Source organism: Micromonospora sp. HM5-17 (genome assembly GCF_003762835.1).
In the GTDB taxonomy this organism is placed as follows: Bacteria; Actinomycetota; Actinomycetes; order Mycobacteriales; family Micromonosporaceae; genus Plantactinospora.
Window position 1 is genome coordinate 433,460 of sequence record NZ_RJWA01000003.1, and the last position, 26,504, is coordinate 459,963.

Annotated in this window: 20 protein-coding genes; 14 read left to right on the forward strand and 6 right to left on the reverse strand. The window is 74.5% G+C overall.

What is annotated here, in order from left to right; genetic code table 11:
• Positions 1-88 precede the first annotated feature (88 nt).
• Complete coding sequence (locus tag EF879_RS11395) at positions 89-385, forward strand: carboxymuconolactone decarboxylase family protein (RefSeq protein ID WP_233604381.1); 297 nt, start codon at positions 89-91, stop codon at positions 383-385.
• Between the two features lie 114 nt (positions 386-499).
• Complete coding sequence (locus EF879_RS11400) at positions 500-958, forward strand: iron chaperone (protein ID WP_123557648.1); 459 nt, start codon at positions 500-502, stop codon at positions 956-958.
• 153 nt (positions 959-1,111) lie between these two features.
• On the opposite strand, the gene EF879_RS11405 is transcribed toward EF879_RS11400, so the two are convergent.
• The 3 genes from EF879_RS11405 to EF879_RS11415 are packed head-to-tail and all read right to left on the reverse strand — an operon-like array spanning position 1,112 to position 4,326.
• The gene (locus EF879_RS11405) at positions 1,112-2,878 is read right to left on the reverse strand and encodes a multicopper oxidase family protein (RefSeq protein ID WP_123557650.1); all 1,767 of its coding nucleotides are present in this window, start codon (positions 2,876-2,878) and stop codon (positions 1,112-1,114) included.
• On the reverse strand, positions 2,875-3,327 hold the full coding sequence (locus EF879_RS11410) for a DUF6220 domain-containing protein (protein WP_123557652.1): 453 nt from the start codon (positions 3,325-3,327) through the stop codon (positions 2,875-2,877). Before EF879_RS11410 ends, EF879_RS11405 begins: the two co-directional genes overlap by 4 nt.
• A 9-nt stretch (positions 3,328-3,336) precedes the next feature.
• Positions 3,337-4,326 carry a carboxymuconolactone decarboxylase family protein gene (locus EF879_RS11415; protein WP_123557654.1) on the reverse strand — a complete coding sequence of 330 codons (990 nt, stop codon included), beginning with the start codon at positions 4,324-4,326 and terminating at the stop codon, positions 3,337-3,339.
• 142 nt (positions 4,327-4,468) lie between these two features.
• On the opposite strand from EF879_RS11415, the gene EF879_RS11420 reads away from it, so the two are divergent.
• The 3 genes from EF879_RS11420 to EF879_RS11430 all read left to right on the forward strand — a co-directional run bounded on the left by EF879_RS11420 (position 4,469) and on the right by EF879_RS11430 (position 9,731).
• A complete protein-coding gene (locus tag EF879_RS11420) occupies positions 4,469-5,599 on the forward strand; it encodes a sensor histidine kinase (RefSeq protein ID WP_123557656.1) in 1,131 nt (376 codons plus the stop codon).
• A gap of 73 nt (positions 5,600-5,672) precedes the next feature.
• Entirely contained in the window at positions 5,673-6,335 is a 663-nt protein-coding gene (locus EF879_RS11425) for a response regulator transcription factor (protein ID WP_123557658.1), read from the forward strand.
• A 249-nt stretch (positions 6,336-6,584) separates the two neighbouring features.
• Entirely contained in the window at positions 6,585-9,731 is a 3,147-nt protein-coding gene (locus EF879_RS11430) for a bifunctional diguanylate cyclase/phosphodiesterase (protein ID WP_148086409.1), read from the forward strand.
• 175 nt (positions 9,732-9,906) lie between these two features.
• On the opposite strand, the gene EF879_RS11435 is transcribed toward EF879_RS11430, so the two are convergent.
• The gene (locus EF879_RS11435; RefSeq protein WP_123557662.1) at positions 9,907-10,503 is read right to left on the reverse strand and encodes a sugar O-acetyltransferase; all 597 of its coding nucleotides are present in this window, start codon (positions 10,501-10,503) and stop codon (positions 9,907-9,909) included.
• A 31-nt stretch (positions 10,504-10,534) separates the two neighbouring features.
• Entirely contained in the window at positions 10,535-11,482 is a 948-nt protein-coding gene (gene dapD / locus EF879_RS11440; RefSeq protein ID WP_123557664.1) for a 2,3,4,5-tetrahydropyridine-2,6-dicarboxylate N-succinyltransferase, read from the reverse strand.
• Positions 11,483-11,597: 115 nt separating this feature from the next.
• Here dapD and dapE point away from each other — a divergent pair, with 115 nt between their 5' ends.
• A complete protein-coding gene (gene dapE, locus EF879_RS11445; RefSeq protein WP_123557666.1) occupies positions 11,598-12,671 on the forward strand; it encodes a succinyl-diaminopimelate desuccinylase in 1,074 nt (357 codons plus the stop codon).
• Positions 12,672-12,824: 153 nt separating this feature from the next.
• Here the strand turns inward: dapE and EF879_RS27210 are convergent, their stop codons facing one another.
• Positions 12,825-12,992, reverse strand: a complete 168-nt coding sequence (locus EF879_RS27210; RefSeq protein WP_199736408.1) for a hypothetical protein — start codon at positions 12,990-12,992, stop codon at positions 12,825-12,827.
• 169 nt (positions 12,993-13,161) lie between these two features.
• Between EF879_RS27210 and EF879_RS11450 the strand changes: the two genes are divergently transcribed.
• The 8 genes from EF879_RS11450 (at position 13,162) to nudC (ending at position 26,285) form a co-directional block, all read left to right on the forward strand.
• The gene (locus EF879_RS11450) at positions 13,162-14,013 is read left to right on the forward strand and encodes a TIGR00730 family Rossman fold protein (RefSeq protein ID WP_123557668.1); all 852 of its coding nucleotides are present in this window, start codon (positions 13,162-13,164) and stop codon (positions 14,011-14,013) included.
• An 87-nt stretch (positions 14,014-14,100) separates the two neighbouring features.
• Positions 14,101-17,592: an ATP-dependent helicase gene (locus tag EF879_RS11455; RefSeq protein ID WP_370375491.1), complete on the forward strand. Its 3,492-nt coding sequence runs from the start codon at positions 14,101-14,103 to the stop codon at positions 17,590-17,592.
• Positions 17,589-21,110, forward strand: a complete 3,522-nt coding sequence (locus EF879_RS11460) for an ATP-dependent helicase (RefSeq protein WP_123558374.1) — start codon at positions 17,589-17,591, stop codon at positions 21,108-21,110. Before EF879_RS11455 ends, EF879_RS11460 begins: the two co-directional genes overlap by 4 nt.
• A gap of 227 nt (positions 21,111-21,337) precedes the next feature.
• On the forward strand, positions 21,338-21,538 hold the full coding sequence (locus EF879_RS11465) for a hypothetical protein (protein WP_148086410.1): 201 nt from the start codon (positions 21,338-21,340) through the stop codon (positions 21,536-21,538).
• Positions 21,539-21,653: 115 nt separating this feature from the next.
• Positions 21,654-22,595, forward strand: coding sequence for a hypothetical protein (locus EF879_RS11470; RefSeq protein WP_233604382.1), 942 nt, complete (start codon positions 21,654-21,656; stop codon positions 22,593-22,595).
• Between the two features lie 86 nt (positions 22,596-22,681).
• A complete protein-coding gene (locus tag EF879_RS11475) occupies positions 22,682-23,995 on the forward strand; it encodes a pitrilysin family protein (RefSeq protein ID WP_123557676.1) in 1,314 nt (437 codons plus the stop codon).
• Complete coding sequence (locus EF879_RS11480; protein ID WP_123557678.1) at positions 23,992-25,317, forward strand: pitrilysin family protein; 1,326 nt, start codon at positions 23,992-23,994, stop codon at positions 25,315-25,317. Before EF879_RS11475 ends, EF879_RS11480 begins: the two co-directional genes overlap by 4 nt.
• Positions 25,314-26,285 (forward strand): NAD(+) diphosphatase, encoded by a 972-nt coding sequence (gene nudC / locus EF879_RS11485; RefSeq protein ID WP_123557680.1) that lies wholly within the window; start codon positions 25,314-25,316, stop codon positions 26,283-26,285. Before EF879_RS11480 ends, nudC begins: the two co-directional genes overlap by 4 nt.
• Positions 26,286-26,504 lie beyond the last annotated feature (219 nt).

The following is a 26,504-nucleotide window of genomic DNA, read 5'->3' on the forward strand; positions in this document are numbered from 1 at the left end:
CCGCCGCGTACCGCCGGATCAGGTCGTGCATCCGGTACCGCCCGGGCGTGGTCTCCTGGACCAGGTGGGCGTCGGGTGCGGACCCGGCGTGGCCGAGGGCGCCCGCCAGGCCCGCGACCGGGGCGCGACCGCGGACCAGGTGCACGCCGTCGCCGCGTGGCGGGAGACGCCGTGGTTCGGCGACGCGGAACGCGCCGCGCTGGCCCTGACCGAGGCGGTGACCCGGCTCGCCGACCGGCCGGACCCGGTGCCGGACCGGGTGTGGGACGTGGCCGCCACGCACCTCGACCAGAAGGAACTGGCCGCGTTGCTGCTCACCATCGCGGTCGGTAACGCGCTCGACCGGCTCGACGTGCCGACCCGGCGACAGGCGGGCGGGTGGTGAGCAGGCCGCGCGACACCGGAAGGCGCGACTGACGCGTCGAGAGGGTTCCGCCCCCGGCAGGGGCACCCCGGTCAACACGGACGAATCTGGATGACCACGGAGAGGAGCATCGTCATGCCGACCAGGAAGCAGACCACCGGCGTCAACGGCGAGGAGCAGGACGGGTTCACCGCCGAGGAGCGCGAGGCCATGAGGGAGCGCGCCCGGGAGGTGAGGGCGGGCGCCCGGCGGGGCGCCAAGGCCGACCCGGAGGGCGAGGTGCTCGCGAAGATCGCCGAGATGTCGGAATCCGACCGAACCATCGCCGAGCGGCTGCACAACCTGATCAAGGCGACCGCCCCGGCCCTCACGCCGAGGCTGTGGTACGGCATGCCCGCGTACGCCCGGGACGGCAAGGTCGTCTGCTTCTTCCAGAGCGCGGCGAAGTTCAAGACACGGTACGCGACGCTCGGCTTCAGCGACGAGGCGAACCTCGACGAGGGCACCATGTGGCCCACCTCCTTCGCCCTGACCAGGCTGACCGCCGACGACGAGGCGAGGATCAGCGCGCTCGTCCGGCGGGCGGTGAGCTGAGGGTCGGCGTGCCGCCGGGTCGGCCGGCACGGGGTGGGCCGGCCGACCCGGCGGTTCCCGGGCCGGCACCGGCGCCGGCCCGGGAACCCCGATCCGCTCGACCGCCGGTGCCCCGGGCTGTCCGGGCCGCGGTCACCCGGATCCGTACCGCGCTCACCCGTACATCAGGTGCAGCACCATTCCGGCCTCGGCGTGCGGGAGGTTGTGACAGTGGTTGGCCCACACCCCGGGGTTGTCGGCCGGGAACGCCACCTCCCAGACCTCGCCGGGGCGTACGTCGAAGGAGTCCAGCCACAGTGGGCTCCCGGTCGCCGGTTTGCCGTTCCGGGACAGCACCAGGACGTGATGCCCGTGCAGATGCCACGGGTGCACCACCAGTGATCGGTTCACGATCGTGAACCGGACGATGTCGCCGAGGCGGACGACCTGGGGCGGGATGTCCGGGTCCGCGGCGCCGTTGACCGTGTGGGCGTACCGGGGAAGCAGCCCGCGCAGGTCGAGGCCGCGATCGAGCACGAGGGTGAAGTCGCGGTCGAACCGGGACCACGGGACCGGGGAACCGGCGCCGTAGCTGAGCGGATCCAGCACCGGCCAGCGGTCGGTCGCGGTGGAGACCGATCCGGTCGACCAGACCGCCCGGCCGTCGACGAACAGCGCCACCGGGGTGGCGGGTGCGGAGAACACCAGGTCGTAGCGCCCGCCGGCCGGCACCAGTACGGCGGTGTCGCGCAGCGGCTGCGGCCCCCGCAGATCGAACCCGTCGATGGCGGCGACCTGGAACGGGGTCCCGGCCAGGGCGTACCGGTGGGTTGTACTGTCGGTGTTGATCAGGCGTAGCCGTACGGGCGTCCCCGCCTCGACGCGCTCCGAGCGCGGCTCGGGCAGCGCGACGCCGGCCAGCGTGTGCACCGGCACCGTGACGTCGACGCCGGCGCCCGGCGCAGGAACGTCGACGCCGGCCACCGGGGCCGGGCGCACCACCAGGACGCCGTAGAGGCCCTTCCGCACGCCGATGTCGGATACCGCGTGCGTGTGGTACCAGTACGTCCCGACCTGGTCGGCGCGGAACCGGTAGACGAACTCCTGTCCGGGCAGGACCGCCTCCTGCGTCACGCCCGGCACACCGTCCTGGCTGTTCGGCACGTCGTACCCGTGCCAGTGCAGCGTGACACCCCGCGCGATGTCCCGGTTGCGCAGGGTCACCTCGATGATGTCACCGGCGGTGGCGGTCAGCTCCGGCCCGGGGACCTGCCCGTTGAACGCCCACGCCGCGACGTCACGGCCGCCGACGCGTACCGTGGCGGTCCCGGCCGTCAGCGTGAACCGCCGGGTCGGCTCGCCCACGGGCCGCTCGTCCCGGTTGCGGTGGTCGTGCGGTACGGCCGGAGCGGCGCCCGGCGCGACGGCCAGCCCGGTTCCGGTCACCAGCGCCCCGACCGCCACCGCGAGGGCCACCCGGTACGCCGCCCGGGACGGGCGGGATCCGAGGGCGCGCCACGAGACCACGGTCGCCGTGAGCACGCCGGCGACCGCGAGCAGTCCCGCGCCCGCCGAGGCCGGATAGCCGTGCAGGACCGTGACGAGCAGGGCGCCGCCGTTGGCGTACCCGGCGAAGAGGAGCGGGACCGCGACGGCCCGGATGTCGCCGGGGACCCGCAGCAGCCGCGGCCCGGCGACGGCCAGCGCCGCGAGCGACAGCGGGGCGGCGATGAGGACCTTCTCCGCCGCGAACCACCAGCCGGCGCGGACGAGCGTGGTGATCGTGACCGCGCGGGCGAGCGTGGCGACCAGCGCGAGGGCGGCCAGTCCCAGGGCGAGCCGGCGGCGCCGGGCGCTCGCCGCGGCGCCGCCGCCGAGCCAGCCGGCAGCGGCGAGGACCGCGACCCCGAGGTCGGCCGCGATCAGCGAGCCGACGCTCATACCGGCTCCGATTCCCGGACGGCGACCGGGGCGGTGTCGGCCGACGCCGAACCGGCCAGCTTCCGCGCCGCCTGGTGGACGGAGACCACGACGTGTACCGCGATGATCCCGTTGAGCGCGTGCAGTCCGGCGATGACCAGCCCGAACGGGGTGCTGGTGCCGCCGGCGTCGGCGGACGCGTTCGCCAGCATGGCGAGGAGCGCCTGCAGGACGACGAGACCGAGCGGCAGGGCCGTCAGCCCGACGAGCCGGCCCGGCGCCTTCGCCAGCACGGCGAGCACGATGGTGAGCAGGGTGAGCCCGGGGATGATCGCGCTTCCGGTGACGCTGTGCAGGATGTACGCGCCCTCACCCCCGGGTTTCGTGAACGCGCCGACGGCGGCGAAGGCGAACTGGAAGACGAACGCGACGAGCAGCGCGGTGGTGGCGACGAGGAACGCCTTGCGCATGGTGACCTCCTAGCGGTGAGCCGGGACCAGGGCCCGGGCGACGTGGTCGGTGGCCGTGATCGCGCCGTACGCGACCAGCCGGACGAGATCGGCGTCGGCCGGGTGGGCGAGCCGCCAGCGGTCGACGTCGCCCGGGTTGATCGCGCCGGGCGCGAACGCCGCCAGCAGGGCGATTCGCGCCCCCGCGCGTTCGGGTTCGGGCAGGTTCCGGACCAGCTCGGTGGCCCACCGGGCGGGTTCGGCCGGGTGCCGCCCGTCCTCCCCGCGCACCGTGGCCGTGACAAGCTGACGGGCCGCGTCGCTCAGGAGGTCCCCGCCCCGCGTCGCGGTCTCCCGCAGCGACGCGTACGCCACCCCGACCGGGCTGTCCCCGGCCCAGGCCGGTGGCGCCACGCCGACGGCGTCCAGCAGCGAAAGACTCCGGCCGGGCTCCCCCGACTTTCGGGCGGTCCTGGCGTAGAGGCGGCCCCCGAGGGACCGCACCACCGGGACGCGCTGCAGGCCGCCGGGGAGCAGGTCCGGGTCGAGCAGCGCCGAGACGATCCGGTTGACGAAGTGGAAGGTGAGCACGGTGCCGGTGATCTCGGGACCGTGCGGGCTGGTCCAGTCGGTGGTCCGGGGGTGGCGGCTGGCCTCGGCCCAGGCGACGAGCGCGGCGCGCCCGGGACCCGGCGGTGTGCCGCCCCGGGCGACGACCTCGGCCAGTCTGGGCTCGCCGAGCGCGTGCAGCAGCGTCACGTGGGCGTCGACGCAGAACCGGCAGCGGTTGGCTCGGGACACCCCCGCGGCGACGAGTTCGCGGTCGACCCGGGACACGTCCCCGGCGAGCAGGGCCTCGCGCAGCAGCGCCCAGGTCGCCGCCAACAGCTCCGGCACGGGCGAGAGTGCCCGGAAGGTGGGGACCGGCCCGATGAACTCGTCCCGCAGCTGCCGGTAGACCTCCGCGGTGAGCCCGTTCACCGCCGACGCCTTGACCGGGGTGAAGAAGCGGTATGTCATGGCCTCGATGCTCGCCGCGGCGGGCGGGGGAAAGCGTCGTGCCGATGCAGGCACTTGCGGGTCGCCGATACCGCGTCCGCGGTACGTCCGGTTACCGCGGAGGCGGGATGCTCCCTGATGACGGCCGCTCTACAGTGCGACCATGCGCCGGGATCTGCCCTACGCCCTCGGTGGCCTCGCCCTCGGCGGCTTCCTGCTCGGCAACGCCGCGCTCGCGCCGGACGCCGCGGCGGTGCGCGCGGTCGACGTCGCCCTGGTTCTGGCGATGGCCGCGGGCCTCGCGGTGTGCCGGCGGTACCCGGTGGCGGCGCTGGTCGTGGCGACCGCCACCATGCTTGCCCTGCACGTCCGGGTGCACGCCGGGGTGTCCGCCGCGTTCCCCGTCCTCGGTGCGGTCTGCGTCGCCTCCTGCCGGGGGCACCGGTGGGCCGCCGCCCTGGCCAGCGTCGTCTTCCTCGGCGGCTTCCTGGCCCGCGACATCTCGGTCGCCCCCGCCGACAGTTCCGGCCAGCAGATCGTCGAGCGCACCGGGCTGCTGCTGGGCTGGTTCGTCGCGACCAACGTCGCCGGGCTCGTCGCACGGCAGCACCGGGCATACCTGGAACAGGTCGAGCAGCGGGCGATCGAGGCCGAACGCACCCGCGAGGAGATGGCGCTGCGTCGTGCCGGGGAGGAGCGTCTGCGCATCGCCCGGGACCTGCACGACTCGTTGACCCACAGCATCTCGGTGATCAAGGTGCAGGCCGGAATCGCCGTGCACCTCGCCCGCAAGCGCGGCGAGGAACCGTCGGCCGCGCTGTTGGCGATCCAGGAGGCCAGCGCTGCCGCGATGCGGGAACTGCGGGCGACGCTGGAGGTCCTGCGTACGCCCTCCGACGGGGACGGCGTCGGGCTGGCCCGGGTCGGCGAGCTCGCTGAGCGGACCCGGGCCGCCGGCGTACCGGTGCGGCTGACCGTCACCGGCGAGCCGCGGAACCTGCCCACCGAACTCGACCAGGCCGGATACCGCGTCGTCCAGGAGGCTCTGACGAACATCGCGCGCCACGCCGGCCCCGCCACCGCCCAGGTCCACGTCGAGTACGCCCCGACCCAGCTGACCGTCTCGGTGACCGACGACGGTCAGGCGTCACCGGACCGGCCGGTCACCCCGGGCGTGGGCCTGCGCGGCATGCGGGAACGGGTCACCAGCCTGGGCGGCACGCTGCACGCCGCTCCCCGCGACGGCGGTGGCTTCGCCGTACGGGCCACGTTCCCGCTGGGCGGCGCGGCGTGACCGGGCGCGTGCGGGAGGTCCGACCGGCACGACCCGTCGTGGAGCGTGGTGGTGGCCCGCGGGAGGAGCCGGCATGATCCGGGTTCTGCTCGCCGACGACCAGGCCCTGATGCGGGCCGGATTCCGGGCCCTGCTCGACGCCGAGGACGATCTGGAGGTCGTCGGCGAGGCCGCCGACGGCGGTACGGCGGTCCAGCTGTCGCGACGCCTCCGGCCGGACGTCGTCCTGATGGACGTGCAGATGCCGGGACTCGACGGCATCGAGGCCACCCGGCGCATCGCCGCCGATCCCGACCTCGCCGCGGTCCGGGTGCTCATCCTCACCAACTACGGGCTCGACGCCTACGTCTTCGCGGCGCTGCGCGCGGGTGCCAGCGGGTTCCTCCTCAAGGACGCCGACCCCGCCGACCTGCTCCAGGCCGTCGCCGTCGTGGCCCGGGGCGACGCGCTGCTCGCCCCGGCGGTGACGCGTACGCTCATCAGCGAGTTCGTCAACAGTCCGCCGCCGGCCGATCCCGCGGCCGGACGCGACGTGCTGACCGCCCGGGAACAGGAGGTCGTCGAGCTCGTCGCCCGGGGGCTGAGCAACGACGAGATCGCCGAGCGGATGGTGATCAGTCCGCTGACCGCCAAGACGCACGTCAACCGGGCGATGGCGAAGCTTCACTGTCGCGACCGCGCGCAACTCGTGGTGTGGGCGTACGAGTCTGGGCTGGTCACGCCGCGTCGCCGATGACATCCCGTCGGGTAGGGACGGGCGCCGGAGGCGGAACCACGCCGGTGGCCCGCGGGGCGGGCGCCATCCGCGTCGCCCCGCACGGATCCCCGGTGGCCAGGGCCGGATCCGCCGGGGCCGGGACCGGTTTCCACATCGTCCCGTCAGCAGTACCCGCCGGGGTGATGGCGAAGCGCATCGAGGACTGATAGACCGATCGGCGACGAATGTGACCGTGAGCGGCCATCCGCGACGATCGACAGGAGACCGGTGTCAGATCGGACAGTGTTGACCTGGTACGGCACGTCCTTCGGCGTACTCGCGGTCTGCTACTTCGCCGTGCCCTCGGCCCGTACGCCGCTGACCGGCGCGATCGGTGCGCTCAGCGTCGCCGCCGTGGTCGCCGGGACACGTCGGCACCGTCCCGACCGGGCGTACGCGTGGTGGCTGCTCGGCGCCGCCGTCGCGGTCTTCGCGATCGGCGACACCGTCTACCTGCTCGACGTCGACCCGGGGCTCGGATCGCGCGGCACCGCATCGGTCGTCTCGGACGTCTGCTACCTGGTGATGCTGCCGCTGATCGGCGCCGGGCTGCTCGGACTGACCCGGGCCACCACCGGGGCCCGCGACCGGTCCGGACTGCTCGACTTCCTCATCTTCACCACCGCGGGTGGATTCCTGCTCTGGGTGCTGGTCATCCGGCCTTACCTGGTGGGGGATGGCGGGAGCGGCTTCGCGCAGTCGGCGGTGGCGGCGTACGCCCTGGTCGACCTGCTGTTGCTGGCCACCACCGTCCGTCTGGCGGTGACCTCCCGCGGCAGCGGCGCCGCGCTGCTGCTCGCGGCCGGCGCCGCCGGGGTGCTCGTCGCCGACCTGCTCTACGGCGCCGCGCTGCTGCGCGGTGACTGGCGGCCCGGCGGACCGGTGGAGCTGGGCTGGCTGGTGCTCTACGCCGCCTGGGGAGCGGCGGCGCTGCATCCGTCCATGGTGGTGTTGACCGAGACGGCGGTGCCACAGCACCGGGACGTCACCCGGACCCGGCTCGTGCTGCTCGGGCTCGCCGCGACGCTCGCCCCGGTGGTGCTGCTGCTCCAGGTGCTGACCGGAGAGGTCCGGGACGGCGCGGTGATCGCCGTGGTCGGCGGCATCATCTTCGCCCTGGTGCTGAGCCGGCTCGCCGACGCCGTCGACGCGCACGGCCAGGCGGTCGCCCGGGAGCGAGGCCTGCGGCTGGCCGGCGCCGAGCTGGTGGCGGCGGTCGACGCGGCCGAGGTGGAGCGGGTGGTCCGCCGCGCGGTGGCCCGACTGGTGCCCCGGCAGGCCGCCCACCGGATCATCCTCTCGGTGCACCAGAGCGACGGGGTGCCGGCCGGCACCACCAGCATCTGGGGGCCGCAACTGGTCGACGTGCCGCCCCTGTATCCGGCGCCGACCGTGGCGGCGGCCCGGCGCAGTCGGCTGTTGCGGGTCGGCACGCTCCAGCCGGCCCTGGCGGAGCAGCTGCGCGGCTTCGACACCGTCGTCCTCTGCCCGCTGGTCGCCGACGGATGGTCCGGCTCGGCGTCCTGGGTCGGCGCGCTGCTGGTGGCGGCCGACAGCCGCCTGCTGCCGGCGCTGCGGGACTCGTTGGAGGTGCTGGCCGTGCAGGCGGCACTGGCGCTGGCCCGGATCAGCCTCGATCGGGAGGTCAGCCGTCGGGACAGCGAGGCGTACTTCCGCAGCCTGGTGCAGAACGCCACCGACGTCATCCTGATCGTCGACGACGACCAGCGGATCCGGTACGCCAGCCCGTCGGTCCGGACGGTGCTCGGGGTGGAGCCGGCCGACTGCCACGACCTGGGGGCGCTGCTGGACTCCGACGACCAGCTCTCGGTGGCCGCGCTGCTCGACTCGGCGCGCGGCGGGCCGGACCGGCGCGGCGAGGGGGTCGACTGGAGCGTACGACGCCCGGACGGCCAGCGGGTGCAGTTGGAGGTGATCTGTCGGGACCTGCGCCGGGACCGGGCGGTTCGTGGCTTCGTGCTGACCATGCGCGACGTCACCGAGCGGGTCCGGCTGGAGCAGGAGCTGACCCACCGGGCAGTCCACGACACGCTGACCGGGCTCGCCAACCGGGCCTCCTACCAGGACCAGGTCTACGAGGCGGTGGAGAAGGCCCGCGACGGCGACCGGACCGTCGGCGCCCTCTCGATCGACCTGGACGAGTTCACCGCGGTCAACGACACCCACGGACACGCCATCGGCGACGCCATGCTGATCGCCGCCGGGCAGCGGCTGCGGGAGGTGGTCGGCCCGGACAACCTGGTCGCCCGCCTCGGCGGCGACGAGTTCGCCGTACTGGTGCCGGAGGCGGACGACCCCGAGCAGGTGGAGCGGGTCGCCGACGAGCTGGTCCGGGCGCTCGCCGTACCGCTCTCCGTCGGCGACACCGTGGTCAACGGCTCGGTCAGCGTCGGCGTGGCCACCACGGCCGACGCCCGGGACGCCGGGGAGCTGCTGCAACGGGCCGACCTGGCGCTGTACGTGGCCAAGGGCGCCGGCAAGGGCCGCTGGTGCCGGTACCAGTCGGAGCTACACACCGCCATCGTGGAGCGGCTGGAGCTGCGCGCCGCGCTCGCCGAGGCGGTGCAGAAGCTGAGCTTCTCCGTCGAGTACCAGCCGATCGTCGACATGCGCACCGGGGGAGCGGTCGGATTCGAGGCGCTGGCCCGCTGGCACCATCCGGCCCGGGGACCGGTGCCGCCGGAGCAGTTCATCGGACTGGCCGAGGAGACCGGGCTCATCGAGCCGCTCGGCACCTGGGTGCTCCGGCAGGCGGTCGAGGCCGCGGCCCGCTGGCGGATCGACCGTGCCCCGGCGACCGCCCCGTACGTCAGCGTCAACGTCTCGGCGCGGCAGTTGCGGACGCCCGGGTTCGTGGGGATCGTGCGGGCCGCGCTGACCGCGGCCGACGTACCGCCGAGCCGGGTGATGTTGGAGATCACCGAGAGCCTGCTGCTCCGGGACCACGAGCCGGTGTGGGGGGAGCTGGCCGAGCTGCGTTCCCTCGGGCTGCGGGTGGCGATCGACGACTTCGGCACCGGCTTCTCGTCGCTCAGCTATCTCCAGCAGATGCCGGCCGACGTACTCAAGATCGACCGCTCGTTCACCGAGACCATCGCCTCGTCCCGGCGGCAGCGGCTCCTGGTCGAGGGGATCATCCGGCTCGCCGGCACGCTCGGCCTGGACGTGATCGCCGAGGGGGTGGAGACCGAGGCGGTCCGGACGATCCTGCTGGACATGGGCTGCGCCTCCGGTCAGGGGTACCTCTTCTCCCGGCCGCTGCGCGACCGCGACACCCTGCGCTGGCTGCGCGGCGAGTCGGCCCCGCCGCTGCCGTCCGGTACGCCCCCGAGGCCCCGACCGCCCGGCGACTGACCCCGGCGGGTTCGGGCGTGTCTGGTCGCCCGGCTGTGCCGGCTCCGATCGGCCCGTGAGCGCGTGGGTCGGCGTGTGCGGGCCGGCGTGCGTGGGTCGGTGCGCTGTACCCGGCCATTCAGGGCGGCGTGCGCGCGGGCCGACCGTGTAGACCGACGCGTGGCAACCGGCGTGGTCAGGCCGACGCGGCGGGGGCACCGTCGATCCGGCGGAGGACGCGGGCCGGGTTGCCGACCGCGACGACCCCGGGCGGCAGGTCCCGGGTGACCACGCTGCCGGCCCCGACCACGGTGTCGGCGCCGATGGTGACGCCGCCGAGCACGATCACCCCGCCCCCGAGCCAGACGTTGTCGCCGATGACGATCGGCCGGGCCGCCTCCCACTTTTCCCGGCGCGGCTCCGGCTCGACGGGGTGGTGCGGGGTCAGCAGCTGGACGTTCGGACCGATCTGTACGTCGGCTCCGATTTCGATTGTCGCCACGTCCAGCAGCACCGTGTTGACGTTCAGGTACGCCCGGTCGCCGATCCGGATCTGTGAGCCGTAGTCGCAGTAGAACGGTGGCCGGATCGTCACCTCGGCACCGACCGACCCGAGCAGTTCGCGCAGCAGCGCCTCCCGGCGCTCCGGCTCGTCGGCCCCGGTGCCGTTGTACGCCCGGACGAGGCGGTCGGCGCGCCGGGCCAGGGCGACGAGTTCCGGGTCGTCGGCCCGGTACAGCTCCCCGGCGAGCATCCGCTCCCGGGCGGAGCGCCGGTCGGGTGCGTCGTCCATGGCCGGCCCCCGCCCCCCCGGTACGCCGGTGTCAGTCGTTGGCGTGCAGCGCGGCGTTCAGCTCGATGCCTCGCCCGGTCCGCGGCCTCGCCTCCAGTGCACCGGTCACCGAGTTGCGCCAGAAGAGCAGCCCGTTGACCCCGGAGAGTTCCCGGGCCTTGACCACCCGGCCGTCCGGCAGGGTCACCTTCGCGCCCGCGGTGATGTAGCAGCCCGCCTCGACCACGCAGTCGTCACCGAGGGAGATCCCGATTCCGGCGTTGGCGCCGAGCAGGCTCCGCTCGCCGATCCGGATCTTCTCCTTACCGCCGCCCGACAGGGTTCCCATGATCGAGGCGCCGGCGCCGATGTCGGAGCCGTCGCCGACCACCACCCCGGCGACGATCCGGCCCTCGACCATCGAGGCACCCAGGGTGCCGGCGTTGAAGTTGCAGAAGCCCTCGTGCATCACGGTGGTGCCGGGGGCGAGGTGGGCGCCGAGCCGGACCCGGTCGGCGTCGGCGATCCGGACCCCGGACGGGACGACGTAGTCGGTCATCCGGGGGAACTTGTCGACTCCGTAGACGGCGAGGTGTCGCCCGGCGGCCCGCTCGATGATCCGCAGTTCGTCGACCCGGTCCGGCGGGCAGGGCCCGGCCGAGGTCCAGGCCACGTTCGGGAGCACCCCGAAGATGCCGTCGAGGTTGAGCTCGTTGGGCCGGACCAGGCGGTGGGAGAGGAGGTGTAGCCGGAGGTACGCGTCCGGCACGTCCTTGATCGGGTCGGCCAGCGAGCCGATCTCGGTGGTGACCACGACGGTCCGCAGCCCGGGCAGTGCCCGGTCGCCGAGGACGCCCGGCGGAAGGTCGAGCGGGTCCTCGCCGGCCCCCAGCGGCGACTCGCCGAGGCCCAGCTTGCCGGCCGGGTACCAGGTGTCCAGTACCTGGTCGCCGGCGATGGTGGCCACTCCGATCCCCCAGGCGGGCGCTGTGGTCGTCACCGGATACCTCTCACTCGTACGGGGCGACTGGTTGCCCTGGTCGGGCGTGGGGGACGTCATTCGCGAGCACGGGACGCGTCCCGCCGTTACGACTGTGACGGTACCGTCTCCCACCATGGAGAACCCGCTCACCCCCGAGGTGTTGGCCGATCCGGTGGCGTTGACCCGTGCCCTGGTCGACATCGAGTCCGTTTCGCGGAACGAGAAGAGGATCGCGGACTGCGTCGAGGAGGTGCTCCGGGGCGTGCCGCACCTGGAGGTGCGGCGGCACAGCAACACGGTGATGGCCCGGACCGAGCTGGGGCGGGCCCAGCGCGTGGTGTTGGCGGGGCACCTCGACACCGTGCCGTTGAACGACAACCTCCCCTCCACCATCCAGGGCGACCTCATCTACGGCTGCGGTACCTCCGACATGAAGTCCGGGGTGGCGTTCGCGCTGCACCTGGCGGTGAGCGTGCCGGAGCCGCGGTACGACGTGACGTACTTCTTCTACGAGGCCGAGGAGATCGAGTCCCGGTACAACGGGCTGACCCTGGTCGCCGAGGCGCACCCGGAGTGGCTGACGGCGGACTTCGCGGTGCTGCTGGAGCCGACCCACGGCGTCGTCGAGGCGGGCTGCCAGGGCACCATGCGGGCCACCGTCACCGCGACGGGCCGGCGCGCCCACTCGGCCCGCTCCTGGAACGGCGTGAACGCGATCCACGCGATCGGTCCGGCGCTGGAGCGGCTCGCCACGTACCAGGCCCGGATGGTCACCATCGACGGCTGCGTCTACCGGGAGGGTATGAACGCGGTCCGGATCGGCGGCGGCGTCGCCGGCAACGTCATCCCCGACCTCTGCGAGATGGAGGTCAACTACCGCTTCGCGCCGGACCGCACCGTCGAGGAGGCGGAGGCGCACATCCGTGAGGTCTTCGCCGGGTACGACGTCCGGGTGACCGACTACGCGCCCGGCGCGCTGCCCGGGCTGACCGCGGCGCCGGCGCGGGAGTTCCTGGCGGCGGTCGGCGCGGACCCGGTCGGGAAGCTCGGCTGGACCGACGTCGCCCGGTTCGCCGCGCTCGGCATCCCGGCGCTGAACTTCGGCCCCGGTGACCCGAACCTGGCGCACGCCCCGGACGAGCACGTGGAGATCAGCAAGATCCGCGACGGCGCCGCCACCCTGCACCGCTGGCTCGCGTCCCACTGAACCCGCCGCCCGGGCCGGTTGGCGGCACGGGTGTCGGGTGGGACAGCGGCGGGCTGGCCCGTACCGGCGCCCGACGGGACCGGCGTCCACCGGGGCCGTGGCCGACCGGCGGCTGACCCCCGCCGGTCGGCCACGGAGCCTCCGGTTATCCCTTTATCCCTCGATCGGCTGTGGCAGGTGGGTCTGGCCCGGCTCCGGCCCCTGGTCGGGCTCGTCGGCACCGGTGGGTGCGGCGTACCGGGCCATCCGACGCTCGGCCACCACGGCCCGAATCCGGCGCTGCATCTGCCGGCGGAGCCGGGCGATCTCCCCGTTCGTCATCACAATCGGCCCCCCGAAGGTGCGTGGCGGTGGTGTGGGTGCCACGCGTTCCCCCTGTGTACTGCATTAGACGCCGGAGGACCCCGGCAGGTTGCCCCGGGTTGTATGTTTGTCACCCATGCGACGCCGATGCCGCACCCGGGGCCGTACCCCCCACTACGGTGGACGCATGAACCACATCGAGGGGCGCAACGGGAGCCGCGGTCCCGGACCGGAACGGCACCGGGGTGCGGTCACCCTCCGGCGCGACGCCATCCCGTTGAGTACCGCAGATCAGCGGCTGCTCGACTCCCGGACCCGGGCGGACTGGAAGACCAAGGACGCCTGGCGGGCGCTGCGGATCCTGTCGGAGTTCGTCGAGGGTTTCGACACCCTCGCCGACCTGCCCCCGGCGGTCAGCGTCTTCGGCTCGGCCCGGAGCAAGCCGGACAGCCCGGAGTGCGAGCTGGCCGAGGCGCTGGGCGCGGCACTGGCCCGCGCCGGTTACGCGGTCATCACCGGCGGTGGCCCGGGGGTGATGGAGGCGGCCAACCGGGGCGCCAGCGAGGCCGGCGGCCTCTCCGTCGGGCTCGGCATCGAGCTGCCGTTCGAGCAGGGCATCAACGACTGGGTCGACATGGCGATCGACTTCCGGTACTTCTTCGCCCGCAAGACCATGTTCGTCAAGTACGCCCAGGCGTTCGTGGTGCTGCCCGGTGGCTTCGGCACCCTCGACGAGCTCTTCGAGGCGCTGACCCTGGTGCAGACCGGCAAGGTGACCCGCTTCCCGGTCGTGCTCATGGGCTCGGCGTACTGGCGGGGTCTGCTCGACTGGATGCGTGACACCCTCGCCGCCGACGGCAAGATCAGTCCGGCCGACCTGGAACTGATCGTCGTGACCGACGAGGTCGACACCGCCGTCCAGCACATCGTCGACGCGGATGCGGCGCTCGCCGCCGAGCAGGATGCGCTGCAGGAGACGGCGATCGCCCAGGCCGAGGCCGACCAGGCGTCGGCGTCCGGCGGCCGCGCCACCCGTTGAGTCGCGTCACGCCGTGACGCCCGTCGTGCCACATTCCCCGCCGTGCCTGGCGAGATTGCGTCAGCCGGACATGGTGTGATGGGCGCCGTGCAGGCGTACCGGCTGGTCCGCCGGCCGGCCGATGCTGGGCCGGTGCGGCTGCCCGACCCTGCGCAGGAGGCGGTCGTCGCACACACCGACGGTCCGCTGCTGGTCCTCGGCGGGCCGGGCACCGGCAAGACGAGCACGCTGGTCGAGGCGGTCGCGGCCCGGGTCGCCGCCGGGGTGGACCCGGAGCGCATCCTCGTGCTGACCTTCGGGCGGCGGACCGCCACCGCGTTGCGGCATCGGATCGAGGCCCGGATCGCCGGTGGCACCCGCCGGGTGCTGCACGAACCGCTGGTGCGGACCTTCCCGGCGTACGCCTTCGGGCTGCTTCGCCGGGCGGCGGCCGAGCGCGGCGAGCCGTCACCGCGGCTGCTCACCGGTCCGGAGCAGGACCTCATCATCCGGGAACTCCTCGGGGTGGTCGGCGCGGAGGGCGCGGAGGAGTCGCAGGAGATCGAGGACCCGGTCGGCTGGCCGGAGGAGCTGCGGCCGGCGGTGCGGACCCGGGCCTTCGCGCAACAGCTCCGTGACCTGCTGATGCGGGCCGCCGAACGCGGTGTCGGTCCGGTGGAACTGGCCCGGCTCGGCGAGCGGCTCGGCCGGGCCGACTGGCCGGCGGCCGCCCGCTTCCTCCGGCAGTACGTCGCCGTGCTGGCCCTGCGCGACGTCAGCAACCGAGGCTCGGTGGCGTACGACCCGGCCGAGCTGGTCAGGGCCGCCAGTGGTCTGCTCCGCGACGACCCCGAGCTGCTCGACGCCGAACGACACCGGCTCGGGTACGTCTACGTCGACGAGCTCGCCGACACCGACCCGGCCCAGATCGAGCTGCTGGAACTCGTGGCCGGGGGCGGGAAGCCGCTGGTCGCCTTCGCCGACCCGGACTCGTCGACGTACGCCTTCCGGGGCGCCGACCCGACGATCGTCGGTACCTTCCCGGGTCGGTTCCGGACCGCCGCCGGCGCGGTCGCCCCGACCCTGACCCTGCACACCTCCTATCGGGCCGGTCCGGGGCTGCTGGACGCGACGCGGCGGCTGGCGCGGCGGCTGCGCGGCCCGGCCGGGCACCGTGACCTGCGTCCGGCGTCCGGGCTCACGCCGGGCTCGGTCGAGGTCCGCACCTTCCGCTCCGGGACGAGCGAGGCGGCGTACCTGGCGCACGCGCTGCGCGCCGCGCACCTGCTGGACGGGGTGCCGTGGTCCCGGATGGCGGTGGTGGTCCGCTCCACCACCCGGCAACTGCCCCCGTTGCAGCGCGCCCTGCACACCGCCGGAGTACCGACCGTGGTGCACGCCGAGGACCTGCCGCTGCACGCCCAGCCGGCGGTGGCGCCACTGCTGCTCCTGCTCCGCTGCGCCCTGGAGCCCGAGCGGCTGGACGAGGAGGCGGCGGTGACGCTGCTGCACTCGCCGCTCGGCGGTGCCGACCCGCTCGCCGAACGGCGGCTGCGGCAGGGGCTGCGGGCGCTGGCGCTGGCCGCCGGTGACCGGCGTCCCTCGGGGGAACTGCTGGTCGAGGCGCTGCGCGACCCGACCGACCTGATCGCGGTCGAACGGCGCTGGGCCGAGCCGGCGAAGGCGATCGCCACGCTGCTCGCGACCGCCCGCGAGGCCGCCGCCGCGCCCGGGGCGACCGCCGAGGACGTGCTCTGGGCGGTGTGGCGGGCCAGCGGGCTCGCCGAACGCTGGGCCGGCGTCCTCGCCCGGGCCCGGAGCGCCGCCGGTGCGGCGGACAGCGGGCTGCGCTGGCGGGCGGCGGCGGCCGACCGGGACCTGGACGCGGTGGTCGTTCTCTTCGACGCCGCCGCGCGGTTCGTCGACCGGCTACCCGGGGCGCGTACCGAGGTCTTCCTCGACCACGTCATGAATCAGGAGCTCCCGGCGGACACCCTCGCTCCGAGCGCTGACCGGGGCGAGGCGGTACGGCTGCTCACCGCGCACGCGGCGAAGGGACTGGAGTGGGACCTGGTCGCGATCGCCGGCGTGCAGGAGGGGATCTGGCCCGACCTGCGGCTTCGGGGTAGCCTGCTCGGCTCGGAGCGGCTGGTCGACGTCCTGGCGGGGCGGGGAGAGGATGGCGGGGAGGCCGCCACCCTGGTGGGGCAGACCTCGGCGATGCTCGACGAGGAACGGCGGCTCTTCTACGTCGCCGCCACTCGGGCGCGGCGCCGGTTGCTGGTCAGCGCGGTCGCCTCGGCCTCGGTCGGCGTCGCCGACCAGGAGGAGCAGCCGAGCCGGTTCCTCTACGAACTCGGCCCGGCGGTCGAGCACCCGGACGACGACCCGGCCGGGCCGATCGATGACCGGGCCGGGCCGGCCGACGGCGGCGCCGCGGCCCGGCGGGTCAACGGCGGTGCGGGGCGGACGGATGGCGCGGTCGGGCGGGTCGATGGCGCGGCCGAGACCGCGACCGGCGCGGCCGCGCCGGAGCGGGAGGCGCACGGGCACATGCCGACCATCCCGCGGGCCCTGACGCTTCCGGCGCTGGTGGCGGAGCTGCGGACGGTACTCACCGACCCGACCGCGTCCCCGATCCTGCGCCGGGCGGCGGCCGAGGAACTGGCCCGGCTGGCCCGCGCCGGCGTGCCGGGGGCGCACCCGGACGACTGGTGGGGGCTGCGGCCGCTCTCGGACGACCGGCCGCTGGTCGACGAGGGGGAGCCGGTCCGGGTCACCCCGTCCGCCGTGGAGAGTGCGCTCCGGTGCAGTCTGCGCTGGCTGCTGGAACGGCACGGCGGCCGGGCACCGGCCGGCGCCGCCCAGGGAGTCGGCAACCTGGTGCACGCCGCCGCGATGCTCGCCGAGGACGCCAGCGTCGACCGGAGCACGCTGCTGGAGTACGTCGCCGCCCGGTTTGACATGATCGAGCTGGCAGCCCGATGGCTCGCCGGGCCGGAGCGGGCCCGGGCCGAGGCGATGGTGGACAAACTGCTCCGCTGGCTGGCCGGCAACCCGCGTCGGTTGCTCGCCATCGAGCACGAGTTCGCGGTCCGCATCGACGACCCGAAGCGGCCGATCGAGCTGACCGGCCGGGTGGACCGGCTGGAGGTGGACGACCAGGGTCGGCTCGTCGTCGTCGACCTGAAGACCGGCCGCTCGACGGTGGTGAACGCCAGCGACATCGCCGAACACCCGCAACTCGGCGCGTACCAGGCGGCGGTCGAGGCGGGCGCCTTCGCCGACCTCGGGGTCGGGACCGAGTCCGGTGGGGCGGCGTTGGTGCAGCTCGGCACCGCGACGAAGGAGGCGAGGGAGCAGGTCCAGCCACCGGCCTCCGGTACGGGTGAGGAGGAGGGCTGGGCCCGGGCGATGGTGCGGCGTACCGCCGAGACGATGGCCGCGGCGACCTTCTCCGCGGTGGCGAACGCGACGTGCCGGGTCTGCCCCGTCCGGACGAGCTGCCCGGTCTCCGGCCAGGGACGGCAGGTCGTCGAGCCGCCGCGGGGGCGGCCGGGCGGCCGGGTGCGACCGCCGGACCAGCGGGGTGGCCGGTGATCCAGCCGTCGCTCTTCCCCGCCGCCGAGACTCGGCCCCGCCCGACCGTGGACGCCGGGCCCCGGTTCACCCCGGTCGAGCTGGCCCGGCTACTCGGGCTCCCCGCCCCGACGGTCGAGCAGGCGGAGATCATCGCCGCCCCGGTCGAGCCCCTGCTGGTGGTCGCCGGGGCCGGCTCCGGCAAGACCGAGACGATGGCCGCGCGGGTGGTCTGGCTGGTCGCCAACGGGTACGTCCAGCCCGGCCAGGTCCTCGGGCTCACCTTCACCCGCAAAGCCGCCGGGGAACTCGGCACCCGGATCCGTACCCGGCTCGGCCAGCTCGTCCGCCGCCTCGGCCGCGACCACCGTGACCTCGCCGGTGACCCGCTCGGCGGTGAGCCGACCGTGGCGACCTACCACTCCTACGCGGCCCGGATCGTCACCGAGCACGGCCTGCGGGCCGGGTACGAGCCCTCCACCCGGCTGCTCACCGAGGCGTCCCGGTGGCAGCTCGTCGACCTGTTGGTCCGCAACCACGACGGAGACCTGGCCGAGGTGGGGCGGATGCCGAGCACGATCACCGACGCCGTCCTGGCCCTCGCCGGGGACCTGGCCGAGCACCTGGTGACTCCGGACGAGCTGGCCGCCTGGACCGGCCGGTTCTTCGCCGAGGTGCAGTCCCGGCCCGGTCGGATGTACGCCGACGTCCGCAAGGCCCTGCACCTGCAACAGCTCCGGCTGCGGCTGCTCCCGCTGATCCGCGCGTACGACCAGCGGAAACAGGATCTCGAGGCGATGGACTTCAGTGACCAGCTCGCCCGGGCGGCGCTGGTGGCCCGGGACCATCCCGAGGTCGGCGCGATCGAGCGAAGCCGCTACCGGGTGGTGCTGCTCGACGAGTACCAGGACACCAGTCACGCCCAGGTGGTGCTGCTCCGGTCCCTCTTCGGCGGTGGCCACCCGGTGACCGCGGTCGGCGACCCCTGTCAGTCGATCTACGGCTGGCGGGGCGCCAGTGCCGGGACCCTGGAGCGGTTTCCGACCGAGTTCGGCCACCCGGACGGGCGGCCGGCGCAGATCCGGACCCTGACCACGAGCTGGCGGAACCGCCCGCAGATCCTGGACGTCGCCAACGGGCTCGCCGCGCCGCTGCGCGCCGCCGGGGCCCGGGTCGCCGAGCTGGCCGCCGCGTACCGGGTCGACGAGGAGATCCCGGCCCGGACGGCCCGGGGCCGGCCCGGCGGCACCGTGCACTGCGCGCTGCTGGAGACGTACGTCGACGAGGCGGAGTGGATCGCCGACAGCATCCTCGCCGCCTGGCGGGGCGCGGCGCGGATGCCGGACGCGCTGCCGGAGCAGATTCCGGTGGCGAAGCGGCCCACGACGGCCGTCCTGGTCCGGCTGCGCAGCCAGATCCCGGCGATCGAGGCGGCGCTGCGGGACCGGGGACTGCCGGTCGAGGTGGTGGGCCTCGGCGGCCTGCTCGACACCCCCGAGGTCCGGGACGTGGTCTGCACGTTGCGGGTCCTCGCCGACCCGACCGACGGGGCGGCACTGCTTCGGCTGCTCACCGGAGCGCGGTGGCGGATCGGCCCCCGTGACCTGGTCGCCCTGCACCGCCGGGCCACCGCGATCGCCGCCGCCCGCCGCACGCGGCCGGCCGAGGAGGACGAGCCGGAGATCGTCACCGACCGGTTGGACGAGGCGAGTCTCGTCGAGGCCCTTGCCGACCTGGGGCCGGCGCGGGCGTACTCGGCCGAGGGGTACGCCCGGCTGCGCGCGTACGCCCGGGAACTGGACCTGCTTCGGCAGCGCCTGGACCAGCCGTTGCCGGACCTGCTCGCGGACATTGAGCGGACGATGGGGCTCGACGTGGAGGTGGCGGTCCGGGCCGGCCGGGACGGCCGGGGCGGCGACGCCGGATTGGCCCGGGGCCACCTGGACGCGCTCGGCGACGTGGCGGCCCGGTTCGCCGGCGAGGCCGGTGGGGCGACGCTCTCCGCCTTCCTGGCCTACCTCGCCGCCGCCGAGGACGAGGAGCGTGGCCTCTCCCCGGGCGAGGTGGAGGTGGTCGAGGGGGCGGTGCAGGTCCTCACCGCGCACGCGGCCAAGGGCCTGGAGTGGGAGGTGGTCTCGGTCGCCGGGCTCAGCCGCGGCGTCTGGCCCGGCACCGCGCGCGCCTCCGACCACTATCTCCAGGGTCTGGGGGTGCTGCCGTTCCCGCTGCGTGGCGACGCCGACGGCCTGCCCCGGCTGGCGCTGGAGGAGGCCGAGGACCAGAAGGGGGTGGCCCGGGCGCTGGCCACCTTCGCCGACGACTGGCGCGCGCACGACGAGCGCGAGGAGCGGCGGCTGGCGTACGTCGCGGTGACCCGGCCCCGCCGACTGCTGCTCTGCTCGGGCTACTGGTGGGGGGAGGGGACGAAGCGGCCGCGCGGCCCGTCGGCCTTCCTCCGCGAGGTGTACGACTGGTGCGTCGGCGCGCCGGACGCCGGCGGTGGCAGCGGGTTCGTGGTCGACGTCTGGGCGCCGGAGCCGGCCGCCGATGCGACGAACCCGACCAGCGAGGTGGTACGCCGGGCCGAGTGGCCGGCCGATCCACTCGGCGCCCGCCGGCCGGTGCTGGCCGAGGCGGCTGCCCTGGTCCGCCGGCTGATCGCCGAGCAGGAGTACGCGGAGTCGGTATCGACGCGGCAGGCAGCCGAGGTATCGGAGGAGCGGCCGGCGGCCGAGGTGCGGCGAGCGGATGCGCCGCTGCCGTCGGTGGACGCGGCCGAGCCCGGGCCACCCGCGGGCGGGGTCGGTTCGGTGCCGCCGGCGGCCGATCCGGAGACGGCGGCAATCGTGGCCGCCTGGCGCCGCGAGGCCGATCTGCTGCTCGCCGAACGGGAGGCGCTCGCGTACCGCGCCGGGCCGGTGGAGGTGGTGCTCCCCGAGCACCTCTCCGTCTCCCAACTGGTGGCGCTGCGCCGAGACCCGGCGGCGCTGGCTCGTGCCCTGCGTCGGCCGATGCCGGCCCGACCGGAGCCGCACACCCGACGCGGCACGGCGTTCCACGCGTGGCTGGAACAGCGGTACGGCGCCAGCCGGCTGCTCGACCTCGACGAGCTGCCGGGGGCGGAGGACGCCGACGCCGCGCCCGACGAGATGCTGGCCGAGTTGCAGGAGCGCTTCCTGGCCAGCGAGTGGGCCGACCGTGTCCCGGTGGAGGTGGAGGTGCCGTTCGCCACGGTGATCGGCGGGCTGCTGGTCCGGGGCCGGATGGACGCGGTCTTCGCCACGCCGGACGGCCGGTACGACGTGGTCGACTGGAAGACCGGCCGCCAGCCGACCGGGGCGGAGGCGGAGGCCGCGGCGGTGCAGTTGGCGGCGTACCGGCTGGCCTGGGCGGAGTTGGCCAAGGTGCCGGTGGAGCGGGTTCGGGCGGCGTTCCACTACGTTCGGGACAACGTCACGGTGCGTCCGGCGGACCTGCTCGACGCGGACGGACTCGCCGCCCTGGTGACGCAGCTGCCCGAGGCGGACCCACGGGGCTGAGCCGCCGGATCGGGCCGGGCCGACCCGGCGGATCGCCCGGTCACCCGGGACAACTGACCCGACGGCGTACCGGAAATTCCCGGTTCGCTCCCCGAACGGCCAGTCCAGTTATGTCCGTGAATACACCTGATCGCGCCCGATGGGCGACTGTGGACCGCCCGTTGACCCGGCATTCTGTCCTGGGAATCCAGTGGCCAATGGGGACGGTCGCGGTGGGGGAGGTTGCGATGACCGCGGGTGCCGGTGCCGGCTCGGTGCGGGAGATTCTGGTCGTGCTCGCACTCGCCGTCGCCGGTCTGCTCCTGGCCATGGCCGCGGCCTTCACACCGTGGTACGGCACGGCCGCCGGCTCGACCGAGCTGGAGGTGGTGGAGATGTACGCCCCGCCCCCGGCGATCGGCGGCGTCGCGGCCGCCAGCGACGGCTGACAGCCGGAGCCGGCGGTGAGGCCGTCGTCGTCGGCGGTCGCCTCGGCCTCCGTTCGGCCGCTCCGACGCTGCACACCGGTGGCCCGCCGGCGTGGTGTTCACTAGAGGAATGCCGGTGAATCCCACCCCTTCGTCGAGCGGTTCCCAGGCCTCGCCCGGTGCCAGCTGGGCGGCGGGGCCGGTGACCCGACTCGGTACGCCGACACTGCCGCCGATCCCGCCGGCCGGACCCCCGACGGTGCCGCCGTCCGGATCCGGGGGCGGCGGGGACCGCCGCCGGCTCTGGTGGTTTGGCGGCGCCGCCGGCGCCGTACTGGTGATCGGTCTGGTGGTGGTGCTCGCCCTGACCCTGACCGGCAGGCAGGGTGCCAGCCCGTTCGAGGGGAAGCCCAGGGCGGCCGAGGACGTCCGGCCTCCGCTGGCCCGGAGATGCCCGCCGCTGGCCGGCTCGGCGACACCGACCTCGCCGGCCCGGCCGGCCGACCCGGCGCCCGAGCCCCGGGTCCCGCCGGGTGCCCCGGGCCAGCCGCTGGCCGGAGAGCGCACCGTCGACCGGGAAGCCGGGATCTCGTACCCGGCGTACGGGGCACCGTGGCGGCCGTGGCGGGCGGTCTGGAACGCGGGCAGCCTCCAGGTGCCGTACAAGGTCGGGCAGCACTTCGTCACCGAGGAGGCGTACGACGGGTTCAGCGACTACCACGCCTCGATCCTGTCGGCGGCCGTGCCGGCGGCGGAGAACGACGCCCTCACCTTCGACCTCGAGTGCGTCGGCCGGCAGGTGGCGCACGACGCCCGCACCGAGTACTACCCGCAGCCGAACCGGATGGAGCCGATCCGGGACGAACGGACCACCCTCGACGGCCGGCCGGCCTGGGTGACGGTGTTCCGGCTGCACTTCCGCAGCGAGGGGCTCCGGGCGACGGACGAGCTGGTGGCGATCGCCTGTATCGACGTCGGAAAGCCCAGCGCCGCCGTCCTCTACGTCTCCGTTCCCGGTACCCACCGCCAGTTCGACTGGGTGGTCGACCACGCCCTCGCCTCGGTGCAGGTCCTCTGACCACGCGTCGCCTCCGCCGGGCGGGGCCGGCCGAGCGTGGCGGGGAGCCCGCCCGAAGCGGGCGTCGGACGCGCTAGGGTCGTCTCGTGGCGGCGGGAAGATCGAGAATCCCAGGAGCGAAGCATCCGGTCGAGCGGTTCACCCTGGACAACGGCCTGCGGGTGGTGCTGACCCCGGACCGCAGCGCCCCGGTCATCGGGGTCGCGGTCGTCTACGACGTCGGCATTCGCTCCGAGCCGGAGGGGCGGACGGGCTTCGCCCACCTCTTCGAGCACCTGATGTTCCAGGGGTCGGAGAGCCTGGAGAAGCTCGCGCACTTCCGGCACGTCCAGGGCGCCGGCGGCACCTTCAACGGGTCGACCCACCTGGACTACACCGACTACTGGGAGACGCTGCCGAGCAACGCGCTGGAGCGGGCGCTCTTCCTGGAGGCGGACCGGATGCGCGGTCCCCGGCTGACCGAGGAGAACCTGCGCAACCAGGTCGACGTGGTCAAGGAGGAGATCCGGGTCAACGTGCTGAACCGGCCGTACGGCGGGTTCCCCTGGCTGCGGTTGCCGCCGGTGCTCTTCGACACCTTCCCGAACGCCCACGACGGCTACGGCTCGTTCGAGGACCTGGAGAGCGCCACCATCGCCGACGCGACCGACTTCTTCGACCGCTACTACGCCTGCGGCAACGCGGTGCTGGCGGTCGGTGGGGACCTGGACGTGGCGGAGACGATCGCGCTGATCGAGCGGCACTTCGGGGATGTGCCGGCCCGGCCGGCCCCGGCCCGGCCCAGCTTCGCCGAGCCCGACCTGACCGGTGAGCGCCGCGAGTCGTACGTCGACGCGCTGGCTCCCCTGCCGGCGGTGGCCGCGGCCTGGCGGGTGCCGGACCCGATCGAGGACTTTGCCGGCTATCTGCCGTACGTGGTCCTCGCCGAGGTGCTGACCGACGGCGACGCCTCCCGGCTGGTCGAGCGGCTGGTGCTGCGGGACCGGGCGGTGACCAGCGTCGGCGGCTACCTCGGTCTGATGGGCAGTCCGTTCGACGTCCGGGACCCGACCGCCCTGGTGCTGCAGGCGCACCTGCCCCCGGGCGGCGACGTGGACAAGGTGCTCCGCACCGTCGACGAGGAGATCGACCGGCTGGCCACCGACGGGGTCGCCGCCGAGGAGCTGGCCCGGACGCAGGCCCGGATGGCCACCCACCTGCTCCGGGAGACCGACGCGGTGCTCGGCCGGACGTTGCAGATGGCGGTCCTGGAACAGCAGCGCGCCGACCCGGGACTCCTCGGCGAACTGCCCCGACTGGTCGGCGAGGTCACCGCCGAGCAGGTGCGCGCGGCGGCGGCTACGCTGCGTCCGCAGCGTCGGGCCGCCGTCGAGGTCGTCCCCGGTGGAGGTGCCCGGTGAGCGTCCGTACCCTGCCCCCGCTCGGACCGAACCGCGCGCTGCGGCTGCCCCCCGTGGCCGAGCGGACCCTGGACAACGGGCTGACGGTGATCGCGATTCGCCGGCCCTCCGTTCCCCTGGTGGAGCTGCGGCTCTGGCTGCCCTTCGGCCGGGCGCACCTGGCTCGGGGGCTGATGCTCTCCCAGACGCTGCTCTCCGGGACCGCCGAGATGACCTCGGTGCAGCTCGCCGCCGAGTTGCAGAAGGTCGGCGGCGGCCTCTCCGCCGGGCTCGACGCCGACCGGCTGCTGGTTTCCGGTACGGGCCTGGTCACCGGGCTGGACCGGATCCTGGAGCTGCTCGCCGAGGTGCTGACCGGGGCCACCTACCCCAGGGACGAGGTCGCCACCGAGCGGGCCCGGCTGATCGACGGGATTCGGATGGCGCAGAGCCAGCCGACCCACCTGGTCCGGAAGGCGCTGCTGAAACGGATGTACGGCCGGCATCCGTACGCCGTGCAGACGCCGGAGCCGGAGCAGGTCGAGGCGGTTCGGCCGGCGGCGCTGCGCGCCCTGCACGCCGACCGGGTACGTCCCACCGGGGCGATCCTGCTGCTCGTCGGTGACGTGCAGCCGGACCGGGCGTTGGACGCCGCGGAGCGGGCGCTGAGCGGCTGGACCGGGGATGGCACGCCGGGCGCGTTGCCGCCGACGCCGCCGCTGGAGCCGGGACCGTTGCTCCTGGTCGACCGGCCTGGTTCGGTGCAGTCCTCGCTGCGGCTGGCGTTGCCGGCGGTGCCGCGTACCCACCCGGACCACGCCGCGCTGCAACTGGCGAACCTCGTCTTCGGCGGCTACTTCTCGTCGCGCTGGGTGGAGAACATTCGGGAGGACAAGGGGTACACGTACGGGCCGCACTCGGCGATCGAGCACTCCGTCGCCGGGTCGGCGCTGATCGTCTCCGCCGAGGTCGCGACCGAGGTGACCGGTCCGGCGATGCTGGAGACGCTCTACGAGCTGGGCCGGCTCGCCTCGCTGCCGCCCAAGGAGGACGAGCTGGAGCAGGCCCGGCAGTACGCCCTCGGGACGTTGCAGCTCGGGGTCTCGACCCAGTCCGGGCTCGCCGCGGTGGCCATCGCGTACGCCGGTGTCGGGCTGCGGCTGGAGTTCCTGGCCGAACACGCGGCCCGGCTGGCGAAGGTGACCCGGGATGAGGTGGCGGCCGCCGCGGCGACGTACCTGGCGCCGGCGCGGGCGGTCAGCGTGGTGCTGGGGGATGCGGGTCGGGTCGAGGCGCCACTGGCGGTGCTGGGGCCGGTGCGGACGGAGGCCGCCGGATCGTGACGTCTCCCGCCGCGCCCAGGCCGGAGGGGGTGGTCCATCCGCCGCTCGCCCGCTCCACCCTCGACCGGGCGGCGCACCGGCGGACCGACGAGCGGTGGCTGGCCGAGGCCTGGCAGCGGGCCCGGGTGCTGGTGGTCGACGTGACGGCCGGGGGCCGGACGCTGGTGGGAACGTCGACCGACAAGCCGGAGCTGGTGCTCTTCGGCCCGGCGGACGTGCCGGGGGGCGAGCCGGGCGACCGGCTCTTTCTCGGGGTCGAGCCGGACGGCGTACCGGTCTTCGCGGTCGACGCGCCGCTGCCGGTGGTCGAGGGCACCCGGCCGGCGACCCTGCGCGAGGTCGGGCACCTGCTCAGTGATCGGGACACCGGCCTGTTCACCACCGCGGTCGCGCTGGCCAACTGGCACGCCCGGCACCCGTACTCGTCGCTCACCGGACTGCCCACCACGGCCGGTGACGCTGGCTGGACCCGGCGGGACGCGACCGGCCACCAGATCTGGCCGCGGACCGACCCGGCGATGATCGTGCTCGTGCACGACGGTGTGGCGGGGCCGGAGGGCCGCTGCCTGCTCGGCAACAACGCGGCATGGCGGCCGGCCGAGGGGGTGCGCCGGTTCTCCTGCCTCGCCGGGTACGTCGAGCCGGGCGAGTCGGCCGAGGACGCGGTGCTCCGGGAGGTGGCCGAGGAGGTCGGCCTCGTGCCGCACCACGTCGGGTACGTCGCGAGCCAGGCCTGGCCGTTCCCGAGCTCGCTGATGCTCGGCTTCTTCGCCCTTGCCGATCCGGAGCAGCCGTTGCGGCTGGACCCGGCCGAGATCGCCCACGCCGCCTGGTTCACCCGGCGGGACATCGCCAGGGTCCTGGCCGGGCAGCGGGTCGAGCTGGGTGACGGGCTGCGGCTGGGTCTGCCCCCGCCGTCGTCGATCGCCCTGTTCCTGATCCAGCGGTGGCTGACTCTGCCCCAGTGACGTCGTCTTCTGCCCCGGTGACCCTGCCGGCGTCCGGCGTCGGCCGACCCCGGGCGTCCGGTGTGGGCTGACCAGGGGCGGGATGACCGGTGCGGCGATGAGCACGATCTTGGCCCGCGACCGCCGTTGCCGCGACGATCACAGGCCAAGATCTTGGACCGTCGTGGCCGGGTGTGGCAGGTGCGTGGCGGGGGAGCCGCCCGACCGACGACGGTTGTC